26 protein-coding genes and 1 pseudogene are annotated in these 25,429 nt (G+C 57.4%); 25 read left to right on the plus strand and 2 right to left on the minus strand.

Going from position 1 to position 25,429, the window contains the following annotated elements; translation table 11 throughout:
• Window positions 1–31 precede the first annotated feature (31 nt).
• From G7K71_RS13230 to G7K71_RS13245, 4 genes and pseudogenes are all read left to right on the plus strand, one after another.
• Complete coding sequence (locus G7K71_RS13230; protein ID WP_166347163.1) at window positions 32–1,309, plus strand: FAD-dependent oxidoreductase; 1,278 nt, start codon at window positions 32–34, stop codon at window positions 1,307–1,309.
• A 105-nt stretch (window positions 1,310–1,414) separates the two neighbouring features.
• Complete coding sequence (locus G7K71_RS13235) at window positions 1,415–2,005, plus strand: nucleoside recognition domain-containing protein (RefSeq protein WP_166347166.1); 591 nt, start codon at window positions 1,415–1,417, stop codon at window positions 2,003–2,005.
• 6 nt (window positions 2,006–2,011) lie between these two features.
• Entirely contained in the window at window positions 2,012–2,545 is a 534-nt protein-coding gene (locus tag G7K71_RS13240; protein WP_166347169.1) for a spore maturation protein, read from the plus strand.
• 54 nt (window positions 2,546–2,599) lie between these two features.
• Window positions 2,600–3,334 (plus strand): annotated as a pseudogene (locus tag G7K71_RS13245) (pseudouridine synthase).
• A gap of 19 nt (window positions 3,335–3,353) precedes the next feature.
• On the opposite strand, the gene G7K71_RS13250 reads toward G7K71_RS13245, so the two are convergent.
• Both G7K71_RS13250 and G7K71_RS13255 read right to left on the minus strand, forming a co-directional pair.
• On the minus strand, window positions 3,354–3,767 hold the full coding sequence (locus G7K71_RS13250; protein WP_166347172.1) for a nucleotidyltransferase domain-containing protein: 414 nt from the start codon (window positions 3,765–3,767) through the stop codon (window positions 3,354–3,356).
• On the minus strand, window positions 3,718–4,224 hold the full coding sequence (locus G7K71_RS13255) for a type VII toxin-antitoxin system HepT family RNase toxin (RefSeq protein ID WP_166347175.1): 507 nt from the start codon (window positions 4,222–4,224) through the stop codon (window positions 3,718–3,720). The genes G7K71_RS13250 and G7K71_RS13255 overlap by 50 nt, the downstream gene beginning before the upstream one ends.
• A gap of 258 nt (window positions 4,225–4,482) precedes the next feature.
• On the opposite strand from G7K71_RS13255, the gene G7K71_RS13260 reads away from it, so the two are divergent.
• The 21 genes from G7K71_RS13260 to G7K71_RS13360 all read left to right on the plus strand — a co-directional run bounded on the left by G7K71_RS13260 (window position 4,483) and on the right by G7K71_RS13360 (window position 25,315).
• Window positions 4,483–4,926, plus strand: a complete 444-nt coding sequence (locus G7K71_RS13260; RefSeq protein WP_243174900.1) for a hypothetical protein — start codon at window positions 4,483–4,485, stop codon at window positions 4,924–4,926.
• Window positions 4,927–5,441: 515 nt separating this feature from the next.
• A complete protein-coding gene (locus G7K71_RS13265; protein ID WP_013822936.1) occupies window positions 5,442–5,861 on the plus strand; it encodes a HutP family protein in 420 nt (139 codons plus the stop codon).
• A gap of 74 nt (window positions 5,862–5,935) precedes the next feature.
• Window positions 5,936–6,313: a chorismate mutase gene (gene aroH, locus G7K71_RS13270; protein ID WP_013822935.1), complete on the plus strand. Its 378-nt coding sequence runs from the start codon at window positions 5,936–5,938 to the stop codon at window positions 6,311–6,313.
• A gap of 555 nt (window positions 6,314–6,868) precedes the next feature.
• Window positions 6,869–8,434, plus strand: a complete 1,566-nt coding sequence (gene trpE / locus G7K71_RS13275; protein ID WP_166347181.1) for an anthranilate synthase component I — start codon at window positions 6,869–6,871, stop codon at window positions 8,432–8,434.
• A 5-nt stretch (window positions 8,435–8,439) separates the two neighbouring features.
• Entirely contained in the window at window positions 8,440–9,081 is a 642-nt protein-coding gene (locus G7K71_RS13280; RefSeq protein ID WP_013822933.1) for an aminodeoxychorismate/anthranilate synthase component II, read from the plus strand.
• Window positions 9,082–9,120: 39 nt separating this feature from the next.
• Window positions 9,121–10,155, plus strand: a complete 1,035-nt coding sequence (gene trpD, locus G7K71_RS13285; protein WP_166348428.1) for an anthranilate phosphoribosyltransferase — start codon at window positions 9,121–9,123, stop codon at window positions 10,153–10,155.
• Complete coding sequence (trpC, locus tag G7K71_RS13290; RefSeq protein WP_166347183.1) at window positions 10,152–10,940, plus strand: indole-3-glycerol phosphate synthase TrpC; 789 nt, start codon at window positions 10,152–10,154, stop codon at window positions 10,938–10,940. The genes trpD and trpC overlap by 4 nt, the downstream gene beginning before the upstream one ends.
• Window positions 10,941–11,251: 311 nt before the next feature.
• The gene (locus G7K71_RS13295; protein WP_166347186.1) at window positions 11,252–11,866 is read left to right on the plus strand and encodes a phosphoribosylanthranilate isomerase; all 615 of its coding nucleotides are present in this window, start codon (window positions 11,252–11,254) and stop codon (window positions 11,864–11,866) included.
• Window positions 11,867–11,900: 34 nt separating this feature from the next.
• Window positions 11,901–13,091, plus strand: a complete 1,191-nt coding sequence (gene trpB / locus G7K71_RS13300; protein ID WP_013822929.1) for a tryptophan synthase subunit beta — start codon at window positions 11,901–11,903, stop codon at window positions 13,089–13,091.
• Window positions 13,092–13,143: 52 nt separating this feature from the next.
• A complete protein-coding gene (gene trpA / locus G7K71_RS13305; protein WP_243174903.1) occupies window positions 13,144–13,953 on the plus strand; it encodes a tryptophan synthase subunit alpha in 810 nt (269 codons plus the stop codon).
• 31 nt (window positions 13,954–13,984) lie between these two features.
• Window positions 13,985–14,806, plus strand: coding sequence for a 3-deoxy-7-phosphoheptulonate synthase (aroF, locus tag G7K71_RS13310; RefSeq protein ID WP_013822927.1), 822 nt, complete (start codon window positions 13,985–13,987; stop codon window positions 14,804–14,806).
• Window positions 14,807–15,017: 211 nt separating this feature from the next.
• Window positions 15,018–16,052, plus strand: coding sequence for a 3-deoxy-7-phosphoheptulonate synthase (gene aroF / locus G7K71_RS13315; protein WP_166347192.1), 1,035 nt, complete (start codon window positions 15,018–15,020; stop codon window positions 16,050–16,052).
• Window positions 16,045–17,139 carry a prephenate dehydrogenase gene (locus G7K71_RS13320; RefSeq protein ID WP_166347195.1) on the plus strand — a complete coding sequence of 365 codons (1,095 nt, stop codon included), beginning with the start codon at window positions 16,045–16,047 and terminating at the stop codon, window positions 17,137–17,139. Before aroF (G7K71_RS13315) ends, G7K71_RS13320 begins: the two co-directional genes overlap by 8 nt.
• A 25-nt stretch (window positions 17,140–17,164) precedes the next feature.
• Window positions 17,165–18,457: a 3-phosphoshikimate 1-carboxyvinyltransferase gene (gene aroA / locus G7K71_RS13325; RefSeq protein WP_166348431.1), complete on the plus strand. Its 1,293-nt coding sequence runs from the start codon at window positions 17,165–17,167 to the stop codon at window positions 18,455–18,457.
• A gap of 104 nt (window positions 18,458–18,561) precedes the next feature.
• Entirely contained in the window at window positions 18,562–19,239 is a 678-nt protein-coding gene (gene cmk, locus G7K71_RS13330) for a (d)CMP kinase (RefSeq protein ID WP_166348434.1), read from the plus strand.
• A complete protein-coding gene (locus G7K71_RS13335) occupies window positions 19,239–19,817 on the plus strand; it encodes a 1-acyl-sn-glycerol-3-phosphate acyltransferase (RefSeq protein WP_166347198.1) in 579 nt (192 codons plus the stop codon). The genes cmk and G7K71_RS13335 overlap by 1 nt, the downstream gene beginning before the upstream one ends.
• 19 nt (window positions 19,818–19,836) lie before the next feature.
• Window positions 19,837–22,056, plus strand: coding sequence for a bifunctional 4-hydroxy-3-methylbut-2-enyl diphosphate reductase/30S ribosomal protein S1 (locus G7K71_RS13340; RefSeq protein WP_166347201.1), 2,220 nt, complete (start codon window positions 19,837–19,839; stop codon window positions 22,054–22,056).
• A gap of 109 nt (window positions 22,057–22,165) precedes the next feature.
• Window positions 22,166–22,930 carry a DUF1614 domain-containing protein gene (locus tag G7K71_RS13345; protein WP_166347204.1) on the plus strand — a complete coding sequence of 255 codons (765 nt, stop codon included), beginning with the start codon at window positions 22,166–22,168 and terminating at the stop codon, window positions 22,928–22,930.
• Window positions 22,927–24,207 carry a stage II sporulation protein P gene (gene spoIIP / locus G7K71_RS13350; protein ID WP_166347207.1) on the plus strand — a complete coding sequence of 427 codons (1,281 nt, stop codon included), beginning with the start codon at window positions 22,927–22,929 and terminating at the stop codon, window positions 24,205–24,207. The genes G7K71_RS13345 and spoIIP overlap by 4 nt, the downstream gene beginning before the upstream one ends.
• 14 nt (window positions 24,208–24,221) lie before the next feature.
• On the plus strand, window positions 24,222–25,112 hold the full coding sequence (locus G7K71_RS13355; protein ID WP_013822918.1) for a YIEGIA family protein: 891 nt from the start codon (window positions 24,222–24,224) through the stop codon (window positions 25,110–25,112).
• A 23-nt stretch (window positions 25,113–25,135) separates the two neighbouring features.
• A complete protein-coding gene (locus G7K71_RS13360) occupies window positions 25,136–25,315 on the plus strand; it encodes a capping complex subunit for YIEGIA (RefSeq protein WP_013822917.1) in 180 nt (59 codons plus the stop codon).
• Window positions 25,316–25,429: the final 114 nt, after the last annotated feature.

Consider the following 25,429-nt stretch of genomic DNA (forward strand, 5'->3'; position numbering starts at 1 on the left):
GGCAAAAATGAACACAAAGGAGGTGCGGGAAATGGTTATCGTCGTAGGCGGCGGTTGGGCGGGATGTGCGGCAGCTTTTGCCGCGGCCCAGGCCGGCGCGCGGGTCATGCTGCTGGAGAAGACCGATATGCTCCTGGGCACCGGCCTGGTAGGCGGAATAATGCGCAACAACGGACGTTTTACGGCCCTGGAAGAAGTATGGGCCATGGGGGCCGGCGAGTTCCTGCGGCATATAGAGAGTGTGGTCAGACACCGCTGGCTGGATTTTCCCGGCCACCGCCACGCAACTCTTTACGATGTGACCAGAATCGAACCGGTAATACGCCGGGCTCTTTTAGATATGGGCGTTGACGTTAAGTTACAGAAAAGAGTGGTAGGAGTTTTTAAAAGGGGTAACATTATTACCGGGGTCTACACGGCCCAGGGGAACAGCTTTACCGGAGATGTGTTCATTGATACCACCGGCACTGCCGGTCCAATCAAGAATTGTTCCCGGTACGGTTCCGGGTGCGCCATGTGCATATTACGCTGCCCCGCCTTCGGCCCCCGGGTAAGCCTGACAGCCAAAGCAGGCATTGAAGAAATCAGGGCCGGCGACGGGTTCCCCCATTTTGAGGCCATGAGCGGCTCCTGTAAACTGGACAAAAAGTCCCTGGCTCACTGGCTGGTGGAAAAGCTGGAGAGGGAAGGCAAGGTGGTGCTCCCCCTGCCCGAACATCTTCAGAAACACGAGTTGCTGGCCAAAAAAGCCTGCCAGCAGTATAACCTGGTAGAATTTGCCCGGAACCTGGTTTTGCTGGACACAGGTCACGCCAAGCTGATGACACCCTATTTCCCCCTGGAAGTATTACGTAATGTGGAGGGTTTCGAGCACGCCCGTTATGCAGATCCCTATTCCGGCAGTAAAGGAAACTCCATCCGGTTTATGGCCATTGCCCCCTGTAATGATGCCCTGCAGGTGGAAGGTGTGGAAAATCTTTTCTGTGCGGGCGAAAAAACCGGGCTGCTGGTTGGGCATACCGAAGCTATTGCCACCGGATTTCTGGCCGGACACAATGCGGTCCGCTACCTTGCCGGCAAAAAACCCCTTGTCCTGCCCGGTGACCTGGCAACAGGAGATATCATCGCCTTCATGCACCGGGAAATGAAAACCCCCGAGGGGCTGAAGAAAAAATATACTTTCTCCGGTTCGGTTTATTTCCAGCGCATGCAGGAGCGGGGATTATACACCACTGACGTCCAGGCCATTCGGGAACGGGTGGCCCGACTGGGTTTACTCGATATTTACAGGGAAAAGCTCTTGCGGTAGACATATTTCCACTGGAGGAAACATTAACCTGGACGGTTCTATTCCTCTGCTTCCCCTCATAAAACTGAAAAATAAAGAGCAGTGGTTTTTTCGGGGGTGGCAGGAATGGTCAACTATGTCTGGCTGGGGATGATTGTCTTTGGCATTCTGGTGGCCGGAGCCAACGGACAGGTAGAGGTGGTAACCAGGGCGGCCCTGGAAGGGGCGGATAAAGCGGTCAAAACCTCTTTAAATCTTATTGCCATAATCACCTTCTGGCTGGGCATTATGAAGCTGGCCGAGGCCGCCGGATTGGTGCGCGCCCTGGCCCGCCTGGTCAGGCCCGTGACCCGGTTTCTTTTTCCCGGTGTTCCGCCCAACCATCCGGCCATGGGTGCCATCATCATGAACCTGAGCGCCAACATTCTGGGGCTTGGTAATGCCGCCACCCCCATGGGTCTCATAGCCATGCAGGAGCTGCAAAAATTAAACCGGGGAGATCCCAAAACGGCCACCAGTGCTATGTGCACCTTCCTGGCTCTCAATACCTCGTGCATTACCCTCATTCCCACCACCATCATCGGTATCCGGGTGATGTACGGCTCTACCGATCCCACGGCTATCGTGGGGACAACCATCTTTGCCACAGCCTGCGGGATGACCGTGGCCGTAATTGTGGACCGGATGCTGCGCATTTTCTACGGTCGCCAGGGGTGATCTGCCGTGTATGAGCTGATTAACGAAATTTCCCGCTGGGCCATTCCCCTTACCCTGCTCCTGGTGCCCCTGATTGCCATGTTAAGGGGTGTTTCCGTTTTTGAAACCTTTGTGGAAGGGGCGGCGGAAGGCTTTACCACGGCCATCAAAACCATCCCCTATCTCGTAGCCATGCTGGTGGCCATCAGTATTTTCAGGGCTTCCGGGGCCATGGAAGTCCTGGTGCACGTCCTTTCCCCCATCCTTGACCCCCTGGGTTTTCCCCCCGAGGTGCTGCCCCATGCAGTGATGCGCCCCCTTTCCGGCGGGGCGGCCCTGGGCATTGCCACCGACCTCATTGCCACCCACGGGCCGGACAGCTTTATCGGCCGCCTGGTTTCCACCATGCAGGGAAGCACCGATACCACCTTTTATGTCCTGACCCTCTATTTCGGCTCCGTGGGGATAACCCGCTACCGCTACGCCATCATCTCCGGTCTGGCTGCGGATCTCACCAGCCTGGCAGCTTCGGTGTTTATTGTCAACCAGTTGTTCAGGTGAGGCAAAACCCCCTGAATCTTTTGCCCTGTTTTGTGGTAAAATGCTCCTGGGGTGATGCCCATGGAGCGCTTGCAGAAAGTGATGGCCCGGGCCGGGGTGGCCTCGCGAAGGCATTGCGAGGAACTGATTGCTGCCGGCATGGTTAAAGTAAACGGGCAGGTGGTGACCCGGCTGGGAACCCGGGTGGACCCCGGAAGGGACACCATCTAAGTTGCCGGCCGTGTATTGCCCTGCCAACCGCAAGAGAAAGTGTACATTTTACTGAACAAGCCCCGGGGCTATGTGACCACGGTTAAGGACCCCCAGGGCAGGCCCAAGGTAATGGACCTGCTGCGGGGGATAAAGTTACGGGTATATCCTGTAGGACGGCTTGATTTCGACAGTGAGGGATTGCTTTTGCTGACCAATGACGGGGAGCTGGCCTTTGCCCTTACCCATCCCCGGCACCGGGTACCCAAGACCTATCTGGTGCTGGTAAAGGGCCTCCCCGGCAATGACAAGCTTGCCCGCATGGCCGGCGGCCTTGTACTGGAAGACGGCCCTACAGCGCCGGCTAAAGTACGCCTGGTGGGGAAGAAAAACGGCAATGCCCTTCTGGAAATTACCATCCACGAGGGGCGCAAGCGCCAGGTGCGAAGGATGTGCGCCCATATCGGTCATCCCGTAATTCGATTAAAACGAATTAAAATAGGTCCCCTGACCCTGAAAGGGCTCAAACCCGGCCGGTACCGCTTTTTAACCCGGGAGGAGATCCGGCACTTACGGCAGGTGGCAGGACTCGGGATATAATGTACGCCATTCCATAATCCTACAGGTCGTTCATATAAGCCCGGAACATAGGCAGGCAGTCAAAATATTCACGCCAGGTATCTTCCAGAAAGGTGAACCGGATTGGCTCGTTTCTGCTGAAAAGCACTTTCCCGCGAGTTGCATGATAGCGCAGGGCTACAGGGGCATAGTTGAGCGTTAATACATCCACCGGCATGCCCACCAGGTGGTCAAGGGACATGGCCAGCTTTACCTCATATTCCCAGTATTTCTGCGACAGTGCGCTGTCTTCCAGATAAATCGCAATGTCTACATCTCCACAAGGCACCGGCAAAAGAAAAGAGCCGTGCAGGTAGGCAAAAATAATTTCCTTATGACGGGACAATTCCCGCCTCAGGATTTTCTCAACCTTCTTTTTCTCCCCGGCTGTCACCAGTCGTTTTTTCTTTTCCATCTTTCCATTCCTTTTCTGAAACAGTTTTCAGGAATAGCTTGATTTCCTGGATATATCTGACCAGATCCCCGGTATCATTTTTCATTATACGATATACAATTGAATCATCCACCTTCCCGTACTGGTGCACCAGGAGGTTCCTGAATTTAGCCATGGAGACCATCTTTTGCGCCAGCTCCTGGGAGATAATCCGGCTTTTCCCCAGAATGCGAAAGCAGTCTGCGTAGCTGTCAGGGGCCTCCCTGGCCACCCGGGCAGCCAGGTGGTTACAGATATTCTGAGCTGCTTCGATAGATAGAATGAATTGATATTTCGCTCCCGAAATCAGTATCTGATCTTCCAGGAAATCCTGTTCCGGTGTCAGGGCAATTTGATCCAGCAGGGCAAGGGCTTTTTCAATGTCGGTAATCTTTTCCCTGATTAAGTCATGGTTGATATAAAGCTTTTTCCCTCCCATAAAACCTGCTTCAAACCTCCTGCATCGCGTCGAATAAAGCGTTTATGATTAAATTATATCGCAGTCTTCCAGACTCTGGCAATAGTTTGCCAGTGGCCATTGTGCCGGTATCAGGACCGGCCGGCGCCCCGCGCTCCCATTTTTCTTAAAACAGCTCAAACGACAGTATTTCTTGCTGCTTTTACCATCCGGCAGGAATTTCCCGGGCCCCCAGCGAAATAACAGGAAATGCGTATTTTTTTGCTGGGGGGTGGAGTTTTGGAAGACCTCACCACCGGGATCAAAGCTAAAGTGAGGTTGGATTTTAAAGGAGTAGGGCGACCCGGCCGTCTTTTTTTTGGCGGCAAATCAACCGATAAGGCTGCAGAGGAAGCCCGGGAGCAGCAGCTGGCCTTATTGCGCAACGTACCCATACAGGGCATACATATTGAGGACGTGGATTTAAGTCTGGATGTTTATACCGTTTACGACGACGTAAACAACCAGGAGGTTGCCTATGCCCCGGTGGTTTTACAGTTAACCGCCGATACCCTTGAAGATCTGGTTCGTTTTGTCGCCCGGGATGAATTTCGCAAAATCGAAATTATTGCCCCCGGTGCCTTATCATTAAACAAGCATGAGGTAGAAAGGCTGATGTTTCGCATTTATGAAGAGTTTATTAACTACCGCCATCATTTAGAGCGCAAGTACAACGTGAAGTGATTCTTTCCGGAAAACACGAAAATCGTTTTATGGTTTGAGATCTCCAATTTAAAGCAAAAGGCTACTGGACCACGGGAGAAGCCGGGGGAGTCCCGCCCGGCACGGGGGAAGGGAACAAACCAGAACCCGGCGTCAACTGAAAGTGGAGATGCTGCAGGTTTGCGCCCTGAAGTATCCCCTGTTTTTTAAAGCCCCTGTTTTGGCTCGTTAGCGAGCGACTTGAGCCGAGCGGCCAGCCAAACTTAGCGAGGCGAAAAGCGAAGGCAGGCCCGAGGGCATGGATGCCCGAGGCCGGCAACTGAGGCAGGATGCCGAATTTGCCGGGAAGCCTGCCGGAGCTTTGAGCCGAGCAATAGTTTGGCCCGCGAGGCTCACCGGAGCGAGCGGGAGCCAAAACAGGGTAGTTGGAAAGTGGGGATAACTCAGGTTTGCGCCCCGTTGTTTTTTTGCCCTGGTTGTCCTATAATGTTTGTACCAGCGATCCCGGTTTCATGGCCCGAATGGAGGTGGGCGGGATGGTCTCGCAGGGAAGCAGGCAGGTAGCCCGGGTAGCCCTGACCATGGCTTTGAGCGAGGACAGGGAACAGGAGCGGGAGTTAAAATCCCGTTTTGCCCGGGAGGGTTTTAAAACAGCTGCCGTGGATTACGGTGGTGATTTTATCTCTTCGGTAAATAAGATTACCGAGCGGGCGGTGGTAGCCGCCAAGCGGGAAGGTGTGATCAGGGAAGTCCACGCCGAGGAAGGAGCAGTGGCCGGAGCAACCCGGGAGGCCCTCTCCCAGATCATGCCCAAGGCCATCGGATTAAACGTAGGTGGCAAAATAGGTATTGCCCGGCACCAGGATCATATCAGTGTTGCCGTTTTCTTTGGGGTGGGACTTTTACATCTGGATGATGTGGCTGTAGGACTGGGACACAGGGCGGTTTCTTCGTAAACAATATTTTAAGATGTAATTGCTTGTTGTAAGTGCTTGTATTTTTATATTTATATTACCAGGGGGACGGTAGGATGGCAAAAACCTATGTACGGGGTATCCGGGGAGCCATAACGGTAGAACGGAATACGGCTGAGGATATCATTCAGGCCACGGGAGAACTGTTGCAGGCTATTATGGCGGAAAACGATCTTGACCCCGAGGACATTGCCAGTGCCTTTTTTACCGTTACTGCCGATCTTAATGCTGAATTTCCGGCTACGGCAGCCCGGGAACTGCTGGGGTGGAAATATGTACCCCTTTTATGTGCCCGGGAAATTGATGTGCCTGGGCGCCTGCCCCGGTGCATACGGGTACTGGTCCACGTGAACACAACCCGCTCCCAGCGGGAAATCAAGCACGTTTATCTGCGGGAAGCTACTCAGCTGCGCACGGATTTACTTCCCCAGTAAGGGCACCGTAAGGAATAGAAGCGTCGCAAAACTAAAAGGGGCATGGGCGGCGGTCGTCGCTAAGGAGCGACTTGCGGAGGGCCGGATACGAAACACGGCGCAGCTGAGGTTAGCGAACCGGCAGCGCGAATCGCGCTGGTAACAGTCTCGCAATAAATGTTTGTATCCAAATAAGAAAGTGTTCCAATCAAATGGCAAACTTCCATGCGCATATGCAGCGCTGCCAGGTTCGCTCCGAAGCAAGCCGATGTTTCGTCCGGCCCGTAGCACGGAGCGACGGGGGACGACCGCCGCCCAAGTGGTTATGTGACAGTATCTAGAAAGGATCAAAATATCCCGTTTCAGGGCGGAACTCGGGGAAATTGACCCCTTGACAAAACATGTTCTTCGTGGTAAGGTACGCTTAGCTAAATATGGTGCCAGGTTATTAGCTGAGTTAGCAGAGCTGAGTTGAGGGGAGCTTCAGTTGAGGCGTGGTGAGTCTTCGTGTTGGTGTGGACTGCCGGCGCTCATTGGAGCGCCGGTTTTTGCTTTTAGAGTAGGGGGGGTTCAGGTTTGATTTTTCCCTCGGAAGAAGAGTACTTGCAGCTGGCCTGCCATTACCGGCTGGTACCCGTAAGTGCCGAATGGGAGGCGGATATGGAAACACCCATTTCCCTTTTTTCCCGGCTGGCCACCAGGGCACCTTCCTTTCTTTTGGAAAGCGTGGAAGGTGGTGAAAAGCTGGCCCGCTATTCCTTTATTGGTCTCGATCCCCTGGCCCTGTACCACCAGAAGGATGGTCTGGGGCAGATTATCCCTGGGGCCGGGAATCCTTCCGGCCTGATTGATGCCATTAAATTGGTTGGAAAAGAGGCAAACCCCTTTGTCATTGTTGAGCAACTGATGAACTATTTGCGAGGTCCCCACCTGCCGGAGTTGCCCCGTTTTTACGGCGGTGCTGTAGGCTACTTTGGCTACGACCTGGTGCGCTGGCTGGAGAGGTTGCCCCTGACGGCCACGGATGACCTGGGATTGCCCGACTTGATCCTTATCTTCACCGGCACCGTGCTCATCCTGGATCACGTGCGCCACACCTTAAGGGTGGTAGTTAATACCCTCCCCGGAGCGGAACCTTCAGCCGCATACCGGCAAGCAGCAGGAACGATTGAAAAAATACACCGGTTAATTAACGATTCCTCTGCCAACAGGGACGCTACCAGGGGTCTAAAGCCCTGTAGAAAGCCGGACATGCACGGATTTCGACAACAAGCCATTAAAGAATGTTCCTCAACGAACAAAAACGCCGGCTCCAGTATAAGCACCAACCTGACTCAAGGGGAATTTATCTCCCTGGTGCAAAAGGCCAAGGAATATATCAGGCAGGGGGAAATCCTGCAGGTGGTTCTTTCCCAGCGTTTGCAGGTGCCCTTTAACGGAGACCCCTTCCAGGTTTACCGGCGGCTGCGCCGCATTAATCCCTCCCCCTACCTGTATTACCTGAACCTGGGGCCAGTAGTTATGGCCGGTTCCTCACCGGAGATGCTGGTACGCGTGGAGGGCGATACGGTAGAAACCCGGCCCATTGCGGGTACACGCCCCCGGGGATCTACCGCTGCGGAAGATGAAGCGCTGGCGGCGGAGTTGCTGGCCGATCCCAAGGAACGGGCGGAACACGTCATGCTGGTGGACCTGGGGCGCAACGACCTGGGCCGGGTATGCACACCGGGGAGCGTAACCGTACCCCAGTTCATGAGCGTCGAGAAATATTCCCACGTCATGCATCTCGTTTCATCGGTACAGGGCGTTCTAGCCCCCAACGCGTCGGCTTTCGATGCCTTCAAGGCCTGTTTTCCGGCCGGTACGGTTTCCGGTGCGCCCAAAGTACGGGCCATGGAGATTATCGAAGAACTGGAACCCTTGCGCCGCGGTCCTTACGCCGGTGCCGTGGGTTACCTGGGGTATAACGGCAACCTGGATACGGCCATCACTATCCGCACCGTAACTTTTTATCAGGGTTTTGCTTACGTGCAGGCGGGGGCAGGCATTGTGGCCGATTCCGTACCGGAAAGGGAGTACCAGGAAACCCTGAACAAAGCCCGGGCACTGCTGCAAACCCTTGACCTGGAAAATGAGGGGTGAGAGCAATGTTTGCCGCACCGGTAAGGACCGAACAGTTCAGGTTACCGGCAGGTGAAGAGGTAAGGCTACTTATGATCGATAACTACGACTCCTTTACTTATAACCTGGTGCAGTATTTTGGGGAACTCGGGGTACCCGTCGAGGTAAGGCGCAACGATCAGATTACCTTGGATAAAATCAGAGACTTAAGCCCCACCCACGTGGTCATTTCCCCCGGTCCCGGAAACCCCGACGGGGCGGGGATTTCCCTGGCGCTGGTGAGGAACCTGGCCGGGAAAGTACCAATCCTGGGGGTGTGCCTGGGCCACCAGACCATAGGCCAGGCCTTCGGCGGCCGCGTTGTTCAGGCTGGACGGTTGATGCACGGCAAAACCTCGGCCATTCATCACGACGGCCGGACCATTTTTCACGGGCTGCCTTCCCCCTTTACGGCTACCCGCTATCATTCCCTGGTGGTGGATGAGCATCACCTGCCCGGTTGCCTTGAGGTAAGTGCCTGGACGGTGGAAGGGGAAATCATGGGTTTACGCCACCGGGAGTTTACCGTTGAAGGGGTACAATTCCATCCCGAATCCATTCTTACGGAATACGGGCGGGATTTGCTGGCCAACTTCCTGCGGTGCCGGGGTGGCCGGTGGGCCGCCTGAAGCAATTTAACTTTAGCTGAGGGGAGACGAGTGAAGATGATGATCAAAGAAGCCATCAGCCGGGCAGTGGCCGGGCAAAGCCTGGCCGAAAAAGAAGCGGAACAGGTAATGGATGAAATCATGACCGGACAGGCGAGCCCGGCACAGATTGCCGCACTGCTTACTGCCATGCGCTTTAAAGGGGAAACAATAGAAGAAATTACCGGCTTCGCCCGGTCCATGCGCCGTCACGCCACGCCGGTTCGTTCCAGGCACCCCTTGCTGGTGGACACCTGCGGCACGGGAGGAGACGGAGCCAACACCTTTAACATTTCCACCATTGCCGCCTTCGTGCTGGCCGGGGCAGGGGTTCCGGTAGCCAAACACGGCAACCGTTCCGTATCCAGCCGCTGCGGGTCTGCCGACGTGCTGGAAGCACTGGGGGTAAATCTGGAGTTATCTCCCGCGGACCTGGAGGAGTGCCTGGACAGGGTGGGAATAGCCTTCCTTTTTGCCCCGGTTCTGCATAAAGCCATGAAGTATGCGGCGGGACCCCGGCGGGAAATAGGCATTCGCACGGTCTTTAACGTCCTTGGCCCCTTAACCAATCCTGCCGGAGCAAAAGCCCAGATTATAGGGGTGTACAGTGCGGAACTGGTACCCGTTATCGCCCGGGTACTGGCCCGTCTGGGGACCAAGCGGGCCTTTGTAGTGCATGGAGCGGGAGGGCTGGATGAAATCTCCCCGGCCGGTCCGGCAGTGGTGGCCGAAGTGCGGGAAGAAGAAATCAGGGAATATTCCCTGGATCCGGCCGATTACGGTTTTTCTTACGTTCCCGTGGAGGCCCTGGCCGGGGGCAGCCCTGAACACAATGCAGCCCTGGCCAGGGAAATACTCCGGGGAGCTCCCGGTCCCTGCCGGGATACCGTGCTCCTTAACGCTGCTCTGGGCCTGGTGGCTGCCGGCAAGGCCGGGGATCTGGCCGGGGGTCTGGCCCTGGCCGCCGCCAGTATTGACAGCGGCGCAGCCGCAGGAAAGCTTGACGAACTGGTGGCCTTCACCCGCCGGGCCGGCAGGCAGGTGGTCAGCCTTTGATCCTGGAGAAAATTATTGCCCACAAGCACCGGGAGATTCAATCCCGCCGGGAAATGCGCCCCCTTTCCCGGTTAATTGACCGGATCCAGGCGCTTGGACCCACCAGGCCCCTGGGCAGCTTCTTACGCCGGCCCGGGAAAGTGACCCTCATAGCCGAGATCAAGCGGGCGTCACCATCTAAAGGTTGGCTGGTAAAAGGCATGAAACCGGTAGAAACAGCCCGGATTTATACCCGGGCCGGTGCTGCGGCCATTTCCATACTTACCGATAACCGCTTTTTCCGGGGGCATCGTGCGTTTCTGCCCCTGGTGCGCCGGGAAAGCCCGTTGCCCCTTTTGTGCAAGGACTTTATCATCGATCCTTATCAAATATACGAAGCCCGCTGCCTGGGAGCAGATGCCGTCCTGCTTATTGTCGCGGCGCTCAATGACCGGCAGTTGACCGCCTTTCAAGCACTGGCCGGTGAGCTGGGCATGAGCTGCCTGGTGGAAGTGCACACTGCGGAAGAACTGGAGCGCGCCCGGGCATCTGGAGCCACCATCATCGGCATTAACAACCGGAACCTGCACACATTTTCCACGGATCTCAGCACTACCTTCCGCCTGCGGGAGAAAATCACCGACCCCGGAGTGGTGGTGGTCAGCGAAAGTGGCATTAATTCCAGAGAGGATATGCTGGCCCTGGCCCGCTGCCGGGTGGATGCGGCCCTGGTGGGAGAGGCCCTGGTGAGAGCCGGTGACGTAGAGCAAAAAGTGAAAGAACTGCTGGGGGCACATATTCAGTAGAACCGTTATGACAAGTATGCGGCGCTGTCCAGAGCGAACGACTTGCGAAGCGCCGGTAACAGCACCCGGCGAAGCGAGGTTGCCGGCTCGGCTCTCGAGGACGCATGATGGACTACCAGAAGAAATTTTCTTAGACATATTACTTAGAAGAGGTAACAACGAAGAATGATTAGTGGCGGGCAATCCGCAGAGAGCCAGAGCCGGCCCGAAGCGAGCCGCGGTGCTGTCGGCGCGAAGCACTGGAGTGAGCGGGGACAGCGCCGCATCCCGCCAGGTTCATTGAATTTTACTCTGGGGGAAGGTATTGTTCAATGGTAAAGGTAAAAATCTGTGGCATCACTGATATTTCCAGCGCCCTGGCGGCCGCTGAAGCGGGAGCGGATGCCCTCGGTTTTGTCTTTGCTCCCAGTCCCCGTCGCATCACCCCGTCCCAGGCCTGCCGGATTTGCAGAGAATTGCCGCCCTTCATCAGCCGGGTGGGAGTATTTGTAGATGCCCCGCTGGAAGAGGTGCGGGCCGTGGCGGAATACTGCGGGCTGGACGCGATCCAGCTGCACGGCAGTGAATCCCCGGACTACTGCCGCTCCCTGGGCCGCAGGGTGATCAAGGCCTTCCGGGTTGGTGATGAAATCGACCCGGTAGAGTTGTCCGGTTATCCGGCAGATGCCATATTGCTTGATACCTTTGTGGCCGGTCAAAAGGGAGGCACCGGGCAGCCCTTTGACTGGCAGCTGGCCGCCGGTTTAAAGCTTTCCCGTCCCCTCATCCTGGCGGGCGGCCTAACGCCGGAAAACGTCGGCCGCGCCGTGGCTATAGTGCAGCCCTACGGGGTGGACGTCAGCAGCGGGGTGGAAAAGGACGGTCAGCCGGGGAAAAAGGATCCGGACAAAATCCGCCGCTTCATTGCCGCAGCCAAAGGCCTTTAACTTATATGTGAATATATACAAGGGGGAAAAGTACATGTCGTTACCGGATGAGCGGGGCTACTTTGGATCCTTTGGAGGCCGTTACGTGCCGGAAACCCTCATGCCGGCCCTGGAAGAACTGACCGCGGCCTACCAGGAAGCCCGCCGGGACCCGTCCTTCTGGCAGGAGCTGGAATATTATCTGCAGCAATACGTGGGACGGCCCTCACCGTTGTATTTTGCCCGCCGTCTGAGTGAACACTGCCGGGGGGCCAGGATTTATCTCAAGAGGGAAGACCTCAACCACACCGGTGCCCACAAGATAAATAATACCATCGGCCAGATTCTCCTGGCCCGGCGCATGGGTAAGAAACGGATTATCGCCGAAACGGGTGCCGGCCAGCACGGGGTGGCCACAGCTACCGCCGCTGCGCTGTTCGGCATGGAATGTGCCGTATACATGGGCGAAGAGGATATGGCCCGCCAGGCCCTGAACGTCTTCCGCATGCGCATCCTGGGTGCCACGGTGGTTGGTGTGGCGGCGGGCAGCCGCACCCTGAAAGATGCCATGAACGAAGCCATGCGGGACTGGGTGACCAATGTCGATACCACTTATTACCTGATCGGGTCGGTAGCCGGCCCCCATCCCTATCCCGTGATGGTGCGGGATTTCCAGCGTGTGATTGGGGTGGAGACCCGCCGGCAGGTGCAGGAACAAACCGGGAGGCTGCCCGATGTAATCGTGGCCTGCGTGGGCGGGGGGAGCAATGCCATGGGCATATTCCACCCCTTCCTTGAAGACAGGGAAGTAAAACTGGTCGGGGTGGAAGCAGCGGGCTGCGGGCTGGAAACCGGCAAACACGCCGCCACCCTTAACCGGGGCCGCCCGGGTATTCTGCACGGGTCGAAAAGCTACGTCCTGCAGGATGAAGATGGCCAGATCAACCTGGCCCACTCCATTTCCGCCGGGCTGGATTATCCCGGTGTGGGTCCCGAGCACAGCTATTTGAAAGAAACGGGCCGGGTCGTATACACTGCCGTAACAGATGAAGAGGCCCTGGAAGCCTTTCAACTGCTCTGCCGCACCGAGGGAATCATTCCGGCCCTGGAAAGTGCCCATGCCCTGGCCCAGGCAGTGAAGATGGCCGGGGAAATGCCTCAAGATGCCATCATCGTGGTAAACCTCTCCGGCCGGGGGGACAAGGATGTGCAAACCGTGGCCCGCGCCCTGGGAGGGGAGGGCTAAAAAAATTTAAATCTTAAAAGAAAGGAGTACCAGGCCCTCCTGGGAAACAGCCATGAAAGGAAACCGTATCACCCAACGTTTTTCCGCCCTGGCTCAAGAAGGGAAAAAGGGGCTAATCACTTACATTACCGCCGGGTACCCGGATCTGGATACAACCGCCCGGCTGGTCAAGACCATGGTAGAGGCCGGGGCCGACCTGGTGGAAGTGGGCATCCCCTTTTCGGACCCCGTAGCCGACGGCCCGGTCATCCAGCAGGCCTCTGCCCGGGCCCTGGCCAACGGCGTGCGGGTTAAGGACATCATCCGCATGTGCGCCGATATCCGGCAAAAAAGCACCGCTGTTCCTTTAATCCTGATGACCTACTACAATCCCGTTTTTCAGTACGGGTTGGAAAGTTTTGCCCGGGACGCCGCCGGGGCCGGGGTAGACGGCCTGATCGTGCCCGACCTGCCCTTTGAAGAGAGCGAAGAATTGCTGGGGCATACTGATCATTACGGACTCGCCCTCATACCCCTGGTGGCTCCTACCACCACCGAAAAAAGGCTGGCTGCCATGGCTCCCGCGGCCCGGGGCTTTGTCTACTGCGTTTCGGTTACCGGGGTGACCGGTGCCCGGGAGGAAATTCACACTGACCTGGCGAAATTCACGCAGAAGGTGCGCCGGCACATACAGCTTCCCTGCGCCATTGGCTTCGGCATTGCCGGTCCGGCGCAGGCTGCCGCGGTGGCACCATACTGTGATGCCATGGTGGTGGGCAGCGCCATCGTCGACCTGGTGGCCCGGGCGGGAACGGGCGATCCCGCTCCGGCGGTGGCTGCCCTGGTTAAGGATATCAAGTGCGCTATCGAAAAGTGTGCCTGATGTTCAAAGGGTTGTTAAGGAGGTCTGCACCTTGCCTGCCTATGAACTGGCTGGCCGGGAACACCAGCCGCAAAACACGGTGATTGATCTGAAAACCTGCCGCCTCGGGGATGGACAGGTGGTAATTATTGCCGGTCCCTGCGCCGTAGAGAGTGAGGAGCAGATGCTGGGGCTGGCCCGGACCCTCAAGGAGATGGGGGTACATATCTTAAGGGGCGGAGCCTTTAAACCCCGCACCTCTCCCTATTCCTTCCAGGGACTGGGAGAAGAAGGTTTGCGTATTCTGGCCCGGGCCCGGGATTTGACGGGTTTGCCCGTGGTCACCGAGGTAACCGACGTGCGCTACCTGGACCTGGTTTTGAAATATACCGATATTCTCCAAATTGGCAGCCGCAACATGCAGAACTTTGACCTGTTGCGGGAAGCCGGGCGGGTTCAGCATCCCGTGCTGCTTAAAAGAGGGTTCGCCGCCACCATCGAGGAGTGGCTGCTGGCCGCGGAATATATTCTGGCCGGGGGCAACCATAAAGTGATCCTGTGCGAGCGGGGCATCCGCACCTTTGAAACCTATACCCGGAACACCCTGGATATAAACGCCATCCCTGCCGTTAAGGAGCTTTCCCACCTGCCTGTAATTGCCGATCCCAGCCACGGCACGGGACGCCGCTCCCTGGTGGCCCCAGTGGCCAAAGCGGCGGTAGCGGCGGGAGCCGACGGATTGATGCTGGAAGTTCACCCCTGCCCTCAAGAGGCCCTTTCCGACGGCTCCCAGTCCCTGTTCCCCGAACAACTGGGGCGGCTAATGGCAGAACTGCGCCCCCTGGCTGAAAGCCTCGGACGCAGGCTGTCCTAAAAAAACAGGTCTGCCATAACTTACAATAAAAGGCGTTGCCAGCAATGGTGGCATATGCTAAGATAAAACTGTGTTATGGTTGCAGGATGGTAGTACGGTAGGGGAGGGATGGTCTGTGTATTTTTGATCTTGCGGGCACCTCCTGAAAGGGTGCCCTGTTCGGTTTTACGGGTAAAATAACGGCAGTACGGACAGTACGGGAGGTAAGAAAATGATTGTCGTCATGCAACAAAATGCAACCGGTGAGCAGATAGAAGCAGTAGTGGGTCGGCTGGAAAAAAGCGGTTTTCAAGTACATCTCTCCCGGGGTGTAGAGCGGACCATCATCGGGATCATTGGTGACCGCACCCGCCTGGGGGATATGGCCCTGGAAGCCATGCCCGGCGTGGAAAAGGTAATGCCGGTGCTCCAGCCCTACAAGCTGGCCAGCCGGGCCTTTCATCCGGAAGACAGCGTGGTCATGGTGGGGGATCTGGCTATCGGGGGGGAAGAGATCCATGTAATGGCCGGCCCCTGTGCGGTGGAAAGCCGGGAACAGCTGCTGGAGGCGGCCCGGCAGGTGAAAGCTGCCGGGGCTACCATTTTACGGGGGGGTGCTTTCAAACCCCGTACTTCCCCCTACTCCTTTCAGGGGCTGGAAGAGGAGGGTTTGAAGCTTCTGGCCGAGGCCCGGGAACTCACCGGGCTAAAAGTAGTCACGGAAGTAATGGATGTACGCACCCTGCCCCTGGTGGCGGAATACGCCGACATTCTACAAATCGGTGCCCGGAACATGCAAAACTTCTTCCTCCTGCGGGAAGTGGCCCGGGTCGATAAACCTGTCCTTTTAAAACGCGGCCTTTCATGCACCATTGAAGAGTGGCTCATGGCAGCAGAATACATTATGTCCGGGGGCAACCATAAAGTGATCCTGTGCGAGCGGGGCATCCGCACCTTTGAAAACTACACCCGCAACACCCTGGATCTTACCGCCGTGCCGGTGGTTAAATACTTAAGCCACCTGCCGGTGGTGGTAGACCCCAGCCACGGCATCGGTAAATGGCGGTTTGTACCCACCATGGCCCGGGCGGCGATCGCCGCCGGTGCCGACGGCCTGCTGGTCGAGGTGCACCCCAACCCGGCGGAAGCACTGTGCGACGGCCCGCAGTCCTTAACCCCAGAAAATTTTGCCCACATGATGAAGGAATTACGCGGTGTAGCCCGGGCCGTAAACCGCCAGCTGGCCGGGGGAGTGGCTGATGTTTAACCAGGTGACCATCATCGGCGTGGGTTTAATGGGGGGCTCTCTGGGGCTGGCCCTGCGCCGCCGCTCCCTGGCCCGCCGGGTGGTAGGGGTGGACAAAAACCCGGAAAACCTTCGCCTGGCCCGGGAATCAGGGGCCGTACACGAAGCGTCATTTGATGCTGCGGAAGCGGTATCCGGATCGGAACTGGTCATTCTGGCCACACCGGTGGGTGAAACCCTGGCCGTCCTGACCCGGCTGAAAGCGCATCTTTCGCCGGGTACGGTGGTCACCGATGTGGGCAGCACCAAGGTGGTAGTCTGCACCCGGGCGGCAGAAATAATGCCCCCGGGGGCCTGGTTTGTAGGAGGACACCCCATGGCCGGCTCGGAATACACAGGCATGGCCGGGGCGGACCCCTACCTTTTTGAAAACGCCTTTTACATCATCACTCCTCTCCCGGATACCCCCCCGCCGGCCCTGGAACGGGTGAGGTCACTGGCCGCCGGGGTAGGGGCTAAAGTAGTGGAAATGACCCCTGCAGAACACGACCGGGCGGTGGCCGCCGTCAGCCACCTGCCCCACCTGGTGGCCGTGGCCCTGGTGAATACCCTGGTGGATTTACCGGGGGGAGAAGGCTTTCTCCCCCTGGGCGCCGGGGGGTTCCGGGACACCACCCGGGTGGCTGCCGGTAATCCCCCGATGTGGCGGGACATTTTTCTCTCCAACACAAAGGCTGTTTCCGAAGTTCTGGCCGTCTTTCGCCGGGAGCTGGATCAGCTGGAAGAAGTTATTAAAAAAGGGGAGGGGGAAAAAATCCTCGGCCTTTTAGAACGGGCCAGCCAGATGCGTAAAAAAATCCCCGCCCGCATGCGGGGATATCTGGGGGCCATGTACGAGATAGTGGTGGGGGTTCCCGATCGTCCGGGGATGATTGCTAAAATAGCCAGCCTGTTGGGAGAAGCTGGCATCAACATTGGCGACATCGAAATCCTCCGGGTGCGGGAAGGAGAAGGGGGCTCCATACGCCTGGCCTTCGCCACCGCCACCGAACAGGACGAAGCAGCGAATATCTTAAGACAGGCCGGCTACCAGGTAGTGAAGCGGTAAAAAGTAAATGAAAGGCAGGCAAGGTATGAACCTGGAAATTACCCCACCCCGGGCGCTGCGGGGGATCACCAGGGTTCCCGGGGATAAATCCATCTCACACCGGGCGGCCATGCTGGGCGCCCTGGCTGAAGGTGATACCCATATTGAAAATTTTCTCATGGGTGCAGACTGCCTGGCTACGGTGAAATGCCTGGCCGAAATGGGAGTGTCTTTCACCGGCCCCGATAAAAAAGGCCGGCTCACGGTACACGGCCGGGGTCCTGCGGGCCTCAAGGAACCGGAAAACGTGCTGGACGCAGGCAATTCAGGGACAACCATACGCCTTATGCTGGGCATCCTGGCCGGGTTGTCCTTTTTTACCGTAATTACCGGGGACGCCTCCCTGCGCCGGCGGCCCATGAAACGGGTCACCGCCCCCTTATCCCGGATGGGTGCCCGCATCTGGGGGCGCCAGGGGGCCAATCTGGCTCCCCTGGCGGTGCGGGGTGGTGAACTGCAGGGTGACAGCTTTTCCCTGCCCGTAGCCAGCGCCCAGGTAAAGTCGGCCCTGTTGCTGGCCGGCCTTTCGGCCCGGGGCGAAACCCGGGTCGCTGAACCGGCTCCGTCCCGGGATCATACGGAGCGCATGCTGCAATACTTCGGTGCTGAAATACATAAAGAGGGGCTTACCGTTACAATAAAGGGCGGGCAGGTCCTGGCGGGGCGCCGGGTAACGGTGCCGGGAGATATTTCCTCGGCTGCTTTCCTTATGGTGGCGGCGGCGGTGGTACCCGGTTCCGACGTGACCATACGGGAAGTGGGAATCAACCCCACCCGGGACGGCATTCTGGAAGTGATGCGGGCTATGGGTGCCGATCTGGAGATTTTCAACCGGCACCAGCTGGGTGGTGAGCCGGTAGCCGACATCCGGGTTCGCCATTCCCGTCTTAGGGGCGTGACCATCGGTGGGGAATTGATTCCCCGCCTCATCGATGAAATTCCCGTTCTAGCCGTAGCTGGCGCCCTGGCAGAAGGGGAACTGGAGGTAAGGGATGCCGCGGAGCTGAAGGTGAAAGAAAGCAACCGCATTGCCACCGTGGTGGAAGAGCTGAGGAAATTTGGCGTGGAAGTGGAGGCGCTGGCCGACGGCCTCCGGGTACGGGGTGGCCGGCCACTCACGGGGACCTCATGCGCCAGCCACGGGGATCACCGCATAGCCATGGCTATGGCCGTAGCCGGTCTGGCCGCCCGGGGCAAAACGGTAATTCAGGATGCGGGATGTGTTGATGTTTCCTTCCCCGGGTTCGCCAGTATTTTAAGCTCTTTACGGGTAGACTAATGCCGGGAGAGTTTCCCCCGGTTTCTTTTTTATTATTGAAGGAAATAACTTTACGGTGTCGAAATTAAAGAGGGTATTTGTGTTACTATAATAGGGAGATGACCATGGTCCCCAAGCTGTCTATAGCCATTGACGGCCCGGCCGGGGCGGGTAAAAGTACGGTGGCCCGGGAACTGGCCCGGCGGTTGGGCTTTTTATACATCGATACCGGAGCCATGTACCGGGCTATAACCTTGAAGGCCCTGCGCCGGGGATTAAACCTCGCCGATGAAGAGTCTTTAAAGGCACTGGCCAATCAGAGCCGAATAGAGTTAACCACTGATCCCGACCGTCTGACCCGGGTTTTTCTTGACGGCGAAGACGTAACCCGGGCCATCAGGGAACCGGAAGTCTCACGCCACGTTTCACTGGTGGCCAGGCTGCCCGGAGTGCGGGAAATCATGGTGCGCCGGCAGCGGGAGATGGCGAGATGTAAAAATGTGGTTATGGATGGGCGGGATGTGGGCACAGTGGTTCTTCCAGATGCAAAATTAAAAATTTTCCTTACCGCCTCGCCCGAAGCACGGGCCAGGCGTCGCCAGCTGGATTTGCAGGCCCAGGGGCACCATGTTCCTCTGGATTCCTTAATCCAGGAAATCGCGGAACGGGACAGGCAGGACAGCTGCCGCTCCGTGGCTCCGTTGATACCGGCCCCTGATGCCTGGATTATTGACAGTTCACACCTGAGTGCCGAACAGGTAGTGGAAATGATTGCCGCCCGGGTCCTGGGGAGGTCGTCTTGATGTTCTACCGTTTTGCCCGGGCATTATGCCGGGTGATCCTTGCCCTTATCCGTCGCTGGAAAGTGGTGGGGGCACATCACCTCCCCCCTTCGGGAGGGGTGCTGGTGGTCAGCAACCACGTCAGCTACTGGGATCCCGTGGTGGTAGGCTGCGCCCTGGACCGCCAGGTGCACTTTATAGCCAAGGCCGAGCTGTTTGGCATACCCCTTCTGGGACCGGTAATACGGGCTTTAGGCGCCTTTCCCGTGCGCCGGGGCGGTGGCGACAGGCAGGCCATCAGGCGGGCACTGGAACTGTTAAAGCAGGGCCGGGTGGTAGGTATTTTCCCCGAAGGAACCAGAAGCAAAAGCGGTGAGCTCCTGGAACCACATCTGGGAGCAGCCATGCTGGCCCTGCGGGCAAAAGTGCCCGTACTGCCGGTGGCGGTGATCAACACCCGGGGAATCTTCGGCAAGGTCCGGGTACATATAGGTAAACCGCTGGTGTTTTCCCGTGACGACCAAACCGGCCGACCGGATTACCAGGCGGTCAGCCGGGAACTAATGCATGAAATTGCCAGGCTCATGGACAGCGGGTAAGTAAGTCGGTGATTTGTCAATGCAAGTGCGGCGGGCTGAAAAAGCGGGTTTTTGTTTTGGCGTAAAAAGAGCATTAAATCTGGCGATGATCACAACCAGGGAACGGGACGGGCCCGTTTACTGCCTGGGCCCTCTGATCCATAACCCCCAGGTAATGGAAAAGTTGGCAGCAGCGGGGATACAGGAAATAGCCGGGGTGGAAGAAGCCCGTCCCGGGGGGAAGCTAATCATTCGCTCCCACGGCGTGGGCCCCGGTATTCTGGCCGCTGCCAGGGAACGTGATTTGAAGGTAGTGGATGCGACTTGCCCCTTCGTGGGCAGGGCACAAAAGCTGGCCCACTCGGAAGCCGCCGGCGGCACGCTGGTAGTGGTAGTGGGCGATAAAAATCATCCCGAGGTTCAGGGTATTGTGGACTGGACCGGTGGGCGGGCGGTAGTGGTGGAAGGGCCCCAGGAAGCCCAAAAGTTGCCGGCGGTGGCCCACATGGCCGTGGTGGCCCAAACCACCCAACCGCTGGCCAACTTCCAGGCAGTGGTGGATGTCCTGCAACAAAAAGCGGGACAACTAAAAGTATACAATACCATCTGTCACGCCACCGGGGCCAGGCAGCAGGCCGCCCTGGAACTGGCCCGGGAGGTGGATGTGATGGTGGTGGTTGGTGGAGCGTCAAGCGCCAATACCCGCAAGCTGGCTGCCCTGTGCCGGCAGGCGGGTGTGCCAACCTATCAGGTGGAAACCGCCCGGGAACTGGATCCCGCCTGGTTCAGGGGGGTGAAGGTAGCGGGATTGACAGCGGGGGCATCCACACCTGACTGGATTATAGAGGAGGTAGAACGACGGATGAAGGAGTTGGGCGAGATGGTAGCTGTGGAGGAAAACATTAAAGACACCAATGTAGCCGGGGAGGAAGGACAAATGGCAGCTCCAGGCGGTGCTGCCGGGGAGACTGCCGGAGAAGCTCCCCATGCCGCCCAGGACACCACTGCCAGCGCTGCCGCCCGGGAAGCTGCGCAAGGCATACCCGCCGCCGACAGCGCAACCGGCGCTACACCCAGCATTGGGGAAAATGCCGTGGAAACCGCCAGTGGCGAGGAAGGTATGAAAGAAGCCGTAGAGGTAAAGTCACTGCGTCCGGGGCAAATCGTGAAGGGTGTAGTGGTTCAAGTAGGTACCGATGAAGTGCTGGTAGATGTAGGAGCCAAATCGGAAGGCATTATTCCCTTAAGGGAACTGTCCTGCTACAATGTAAGTTCCCCCGCAGAAGTGGTAAAAGTCGGGGATGAGATAGAAGTAGCCGTCATTAAAGCAGAAGATAATGAGGGCCGGCTCATCCTTTCCAAAGAACGGGCCGATGCAGAAAGGGCCTGGGTTAAATTAAATGAGCATTTGGAGAGCGGCGAACCGGTGGAAGGCACCGTGCGGGAAGTTGTCAAAGGCGGTCTTCTGGTGGATGTGGGCTTAAGAGCCTTTTTGCCTGCCTCTTTAGTTGAAAGGGGCTACGTGGAGGATCTGAGCAAGTATGTGGGAGAAACGGTCAGGGCCAAGGTAATCGAGTTGAACCGGGGCAGGCGGAAAGTCATCCTGTCCCGCAAGGCGGTACTGGAGGAAGATGCGGTCCGCAAGCGTAGAGAGATGCTGGAAAGTTTGCAGGAAGGCCAGGTGGTACGGGGCGTGGTACGCCGCCTTACCAGCTTTGGCGCCTTCGTGGACATTGGCGGCGTGGATGGACTCCTGCACATTTCGGAAATGGCCTGGTACCGGGTTAACCACCCCTCGGAAGTAGTAAATGTGGACGACGAAGTAGACGTGATGGTCCTCCGGGTGGACCGGGAGAATGAAAAAATTTCCCTGGGCTTAAGACAGGTGTTGCCCAACCCCTGGGATAACGTGGAAGAAAAATATCCCGTGGGCAGCATAGTACGGGCAAAGGTAGTCAGACTCGCACCCTTTGGGGCCTTTGTACAGCTGGAACCGGGGGTGGAAGGCCTGGTGCACATTTCTCACCTGGCCGACCGGCATGTAGCTACTCCCGATGAAGTGGTCCAGGAAGGGGACGAGGTGGAAGTCAAGGTGCTCAACGTGGACCGCGCCGAAAAGCGGATCCGCCTGTCCATCCGGGAAGTCAACCGGGAGCGGGAAAGAGAAAGCCGGCGCGCTAAGGAGCCGAGACACCAACACACCGACAACGGTGCCAGCGTAACTATAGGTGAGGTCGTAGGGGACCTTTTTGAAAAATAAACCTGCCTTTACTCAAGGAACAGTGGCGTGTAAGACGCCGCTTTTTTTTTGCATATTTACACCCGGCCGGGGCAGTCTAAAAAAGAATTAACAACGAGGAGGATTGCAGATGACCGGCTTTCCCGTAGGTTTTACCGCTCTGATTATTGTCTCCCTTTTGATCTTTTTCGGCCTGGCACACCGGGCTTTGGACCGTATGCGCCTTACCGACCGGGGTGCCCTGGCGGTAATTGTGGCCATGATCATAGGCAGTTTTATCTCCATACCCATTCCGGGCGGCCGTTACCCCGTTTCCATTAACGTCGGCGGCGGTCTGATTCCCCTGGGTTTGGCCATTTACCTGATCTCCAAAGCAGGTACCGCTGCGGAACGCACCCGTGCCCTGGTGGGGGCGGGGGTGACCGCCCTGGTGGTCTATGCCCTGGGTTCCCTGGTTATGCGCGGCCTGCCTGAACCCGGGGGCAGGTACGAAATCCTGGATGCCCTGTGGCTTTACCCGCTGGCGGCCGGATTGGTGGGTTACCTGGCCGGACGTTCCAGGCGGGCCGCCTTTGTTTCGGCCACCCTCGGGTTGCTGGTTCTGGATATAGGTTACTATTTCTGGCTGGTAGGCCGCGGTGCCCCGGCAGGCCGGGTGGCCATTGGCGGAGCCGGCGCTTTCGATGCCATTGTGCTGGCGGGAATCCTGGCCGTACTCCTGGCCGAAGTGGTGGGCGAGGTGCGGGAACGGCTTCAAGGAGGCCCGGTGGTAAAGGGGCGGCCGGAGGCGCTGCTCAAGGCTTTGCGCAAACCAGGAACGGACCCCGGCGAGGGCAAAGAGAGCACAGCCGGAAAAGAGGGTCCTGAAACCGGTGAAAGGGGGTCATTAAAGTGACCGGGGCAAAAAGCAGGATCATTTGGGGAATCGGCCTGCTACTGGTAGGGATATCCCTGCTGGTGGGTTTATCAGCTTCCCGTCTCACCCAGCCGGTATGGTCACTGGCTTCCTTTTTCAAAGAAGCGGAAAACGACCACCGGGTGGGCAACGTATGTACGGTAAAGGACGAGCACGGCCGGGTGATCAGTCAGGTTTCACGCCGGGTTGCGGTGGGTGACGAAATTTTCACCGCCGAAGGCCGTCATTACCGGGTGGTCAGAATACAGGGCAATACCGCCTGCGCCCGCTTTATCGGGATGGACAAGGACCTGCTGGCCTACAACGAATTTTACAGCCGGCTGGAAGTTCCCGTCGTCCAGATGGCCCGCAACACCCAGCCGGTGGGTATCTACCATACCCATAGCGATGAATCCTATGTGCCTACGGACGGCTCGGAATCCATCCCCTTCAAAGGAGGCATTTATCAGGTGGGGGAGTCCCTGGTGAACCGCTTGAAGAATGGTGGGGTGAGAGTGGATTACGACAAAACCCCTCACGACCCCCACGATGACAACGCCTACTACCGTTCCCGGAGAACGGCAGTAAGATTGATGCAAAACAACCCCATTGCCCTTTTCGATGTGCACAGGGATGGCGTACCCGACGCCACCTATTACCGTCGTTACATCTCCGATCAACAAGTGGCTCAAGCACGGCTGGTGGTGGGACGGGAAAACCCCCGGATGCAGGCCAACCTTGATTTTGCCAAGAGGCTGATGTCCTACGCCAACAGCGTACACAAGCCGATAGTGAAAGAAATCTTCACCGCCCAGGGTGACTACAACCAGGACCTAATGCCTACCGCCCTGCTCATTGAAGCGGGTACCCACACCAACACCAAGGAGGAGGCCGAGCGGGGTGTCGCCCTCCTGGCCGACGCCGTTCCGGTGGTACTTGGTCTCACCGGACCAGCGCCTGAAGGAATGCCCAAACCAATTACCGACCGCACGGCGGGAACACCGGGCAGCTGGAAAGCCCTTGGCTGGATTATCGCCTTGACCCTGCTGGGTGGTGGTGCTTTTCTGCTCATCAGCGCCGGCAGCTGGGACAGGGCCAAAAGCAGACTCAGCGACTTCTTTAGCCGGGAATTTACCAGTTTCTTTGCTCCCCGGCGGGCCAGAAAACCGGATCTGGATACTGCCGAAAAGGCTACCCGTACTCCGGCACCGGGTCATAAGGATCCCGATGCCAACGAAGCGGCTAAGGATCACCTGGAACGCATCCGCCAGGATTAGGAGTGGGAAGTAAATTGGAACATTACCTTGGCACCATCATTGCCGGGACAATGGCCGGGACTGTGGCCCGCATGGTCATGCTGCGTCTGGACTACCGCCAGTATCCCGGCTACCCCCACGGCTATCTCTCCCACCTGTCCCTTGGTTTTATTGCCTCAGCCCTGGGAGCGGTGGCCATCCCGGCTATCCTGAAACCGGATTATACTGCCGTGACCTTTCTGGCCCTGGCCGCCAGTCAATTCCGGGAAATCCGGGGTATCGAGAGAAAAACCCTGGAACATCTTGACGAAAACGAACTGGTCAAGCGGGGCAGCGATTATATCGAAGGGATAGCCCGCACCTTTGAAGCCCGCAACTACCTGGCCATGGCCTGCGCCCTTCTTACCAGCATTGCCTATGAGCTGGGGAGGGCTCCGGCGGCGATAATTATGGCCCTGCTTTCCATAATCTTTGTGCGTACATTTATGGCCGGGGAGACCATCGGGGATATATGTGAGGTTGTCCCGGCGAAACTATGGTTTAAAGATTCCATCCTCATGGTGGAAAACATCGGGTTTATCAATATCGGGCTGAAAGAAATGCGCGAAAAGATTACGGCTGAAGGCCTGGCGGTTTTAATCAAACCAAAGAATGCCGATGCCCGGGCTACCATCCATGATCTGGGACAGCGCCAGGCCATGGCCCACACCGTCACGGTGCTCCTGGGAACAAAAAAGGACGTGGATCTTCCCGAATTCACCCCTCTGGCCCGCATCGACTCCGACAGCGGGGCTGTGGGACTGTATACCGTGCCGGTGGAAAGGGACATGGATGCTTTGATCCTGGCGGTGAAGCGCACCCCCGTCCTGGAAAGCGCCCGCTCCAGGCCTTTGAAAACCGAAGCGGGACGCATGGCCGCCAGGTAAAATCCGGTGGAGATGATGGCAAAATGGCAAACCGCATACTGGCCGTGGTAACCCTAAACATGGATATTGTGGCCGGAGGAGCGCCTATTTTTTTTGCCCGCAACCAGGAAGAACAGGTCAAGATGGCCCGCTATCTGGCCCGCACCCTGGACGCCATGGTCCACGACCTGGAAAACGGCGTCTACGTCATTGTGAAGCACTGAGGACACACAGCATTCCAACACTTGCGATACGGCGTGAAGTTACAATATAATACTGTTACGTATTCGTAACGTTTCCAGTAATACTGTTACGTGTTCTAACGTTTTCCAGCGAAA

Origin of the sequence: Desulfofundulus sp. TPOSR (assembly GCF_011393055.1) — a bacterium.
Lineage (GTDB): Bacteria > Bacillota > Desulfotomaculia > Desulfotomaculales > Desulfovirgulaceae > Desulfofundulus > Desulfofundulus kuznetsovii.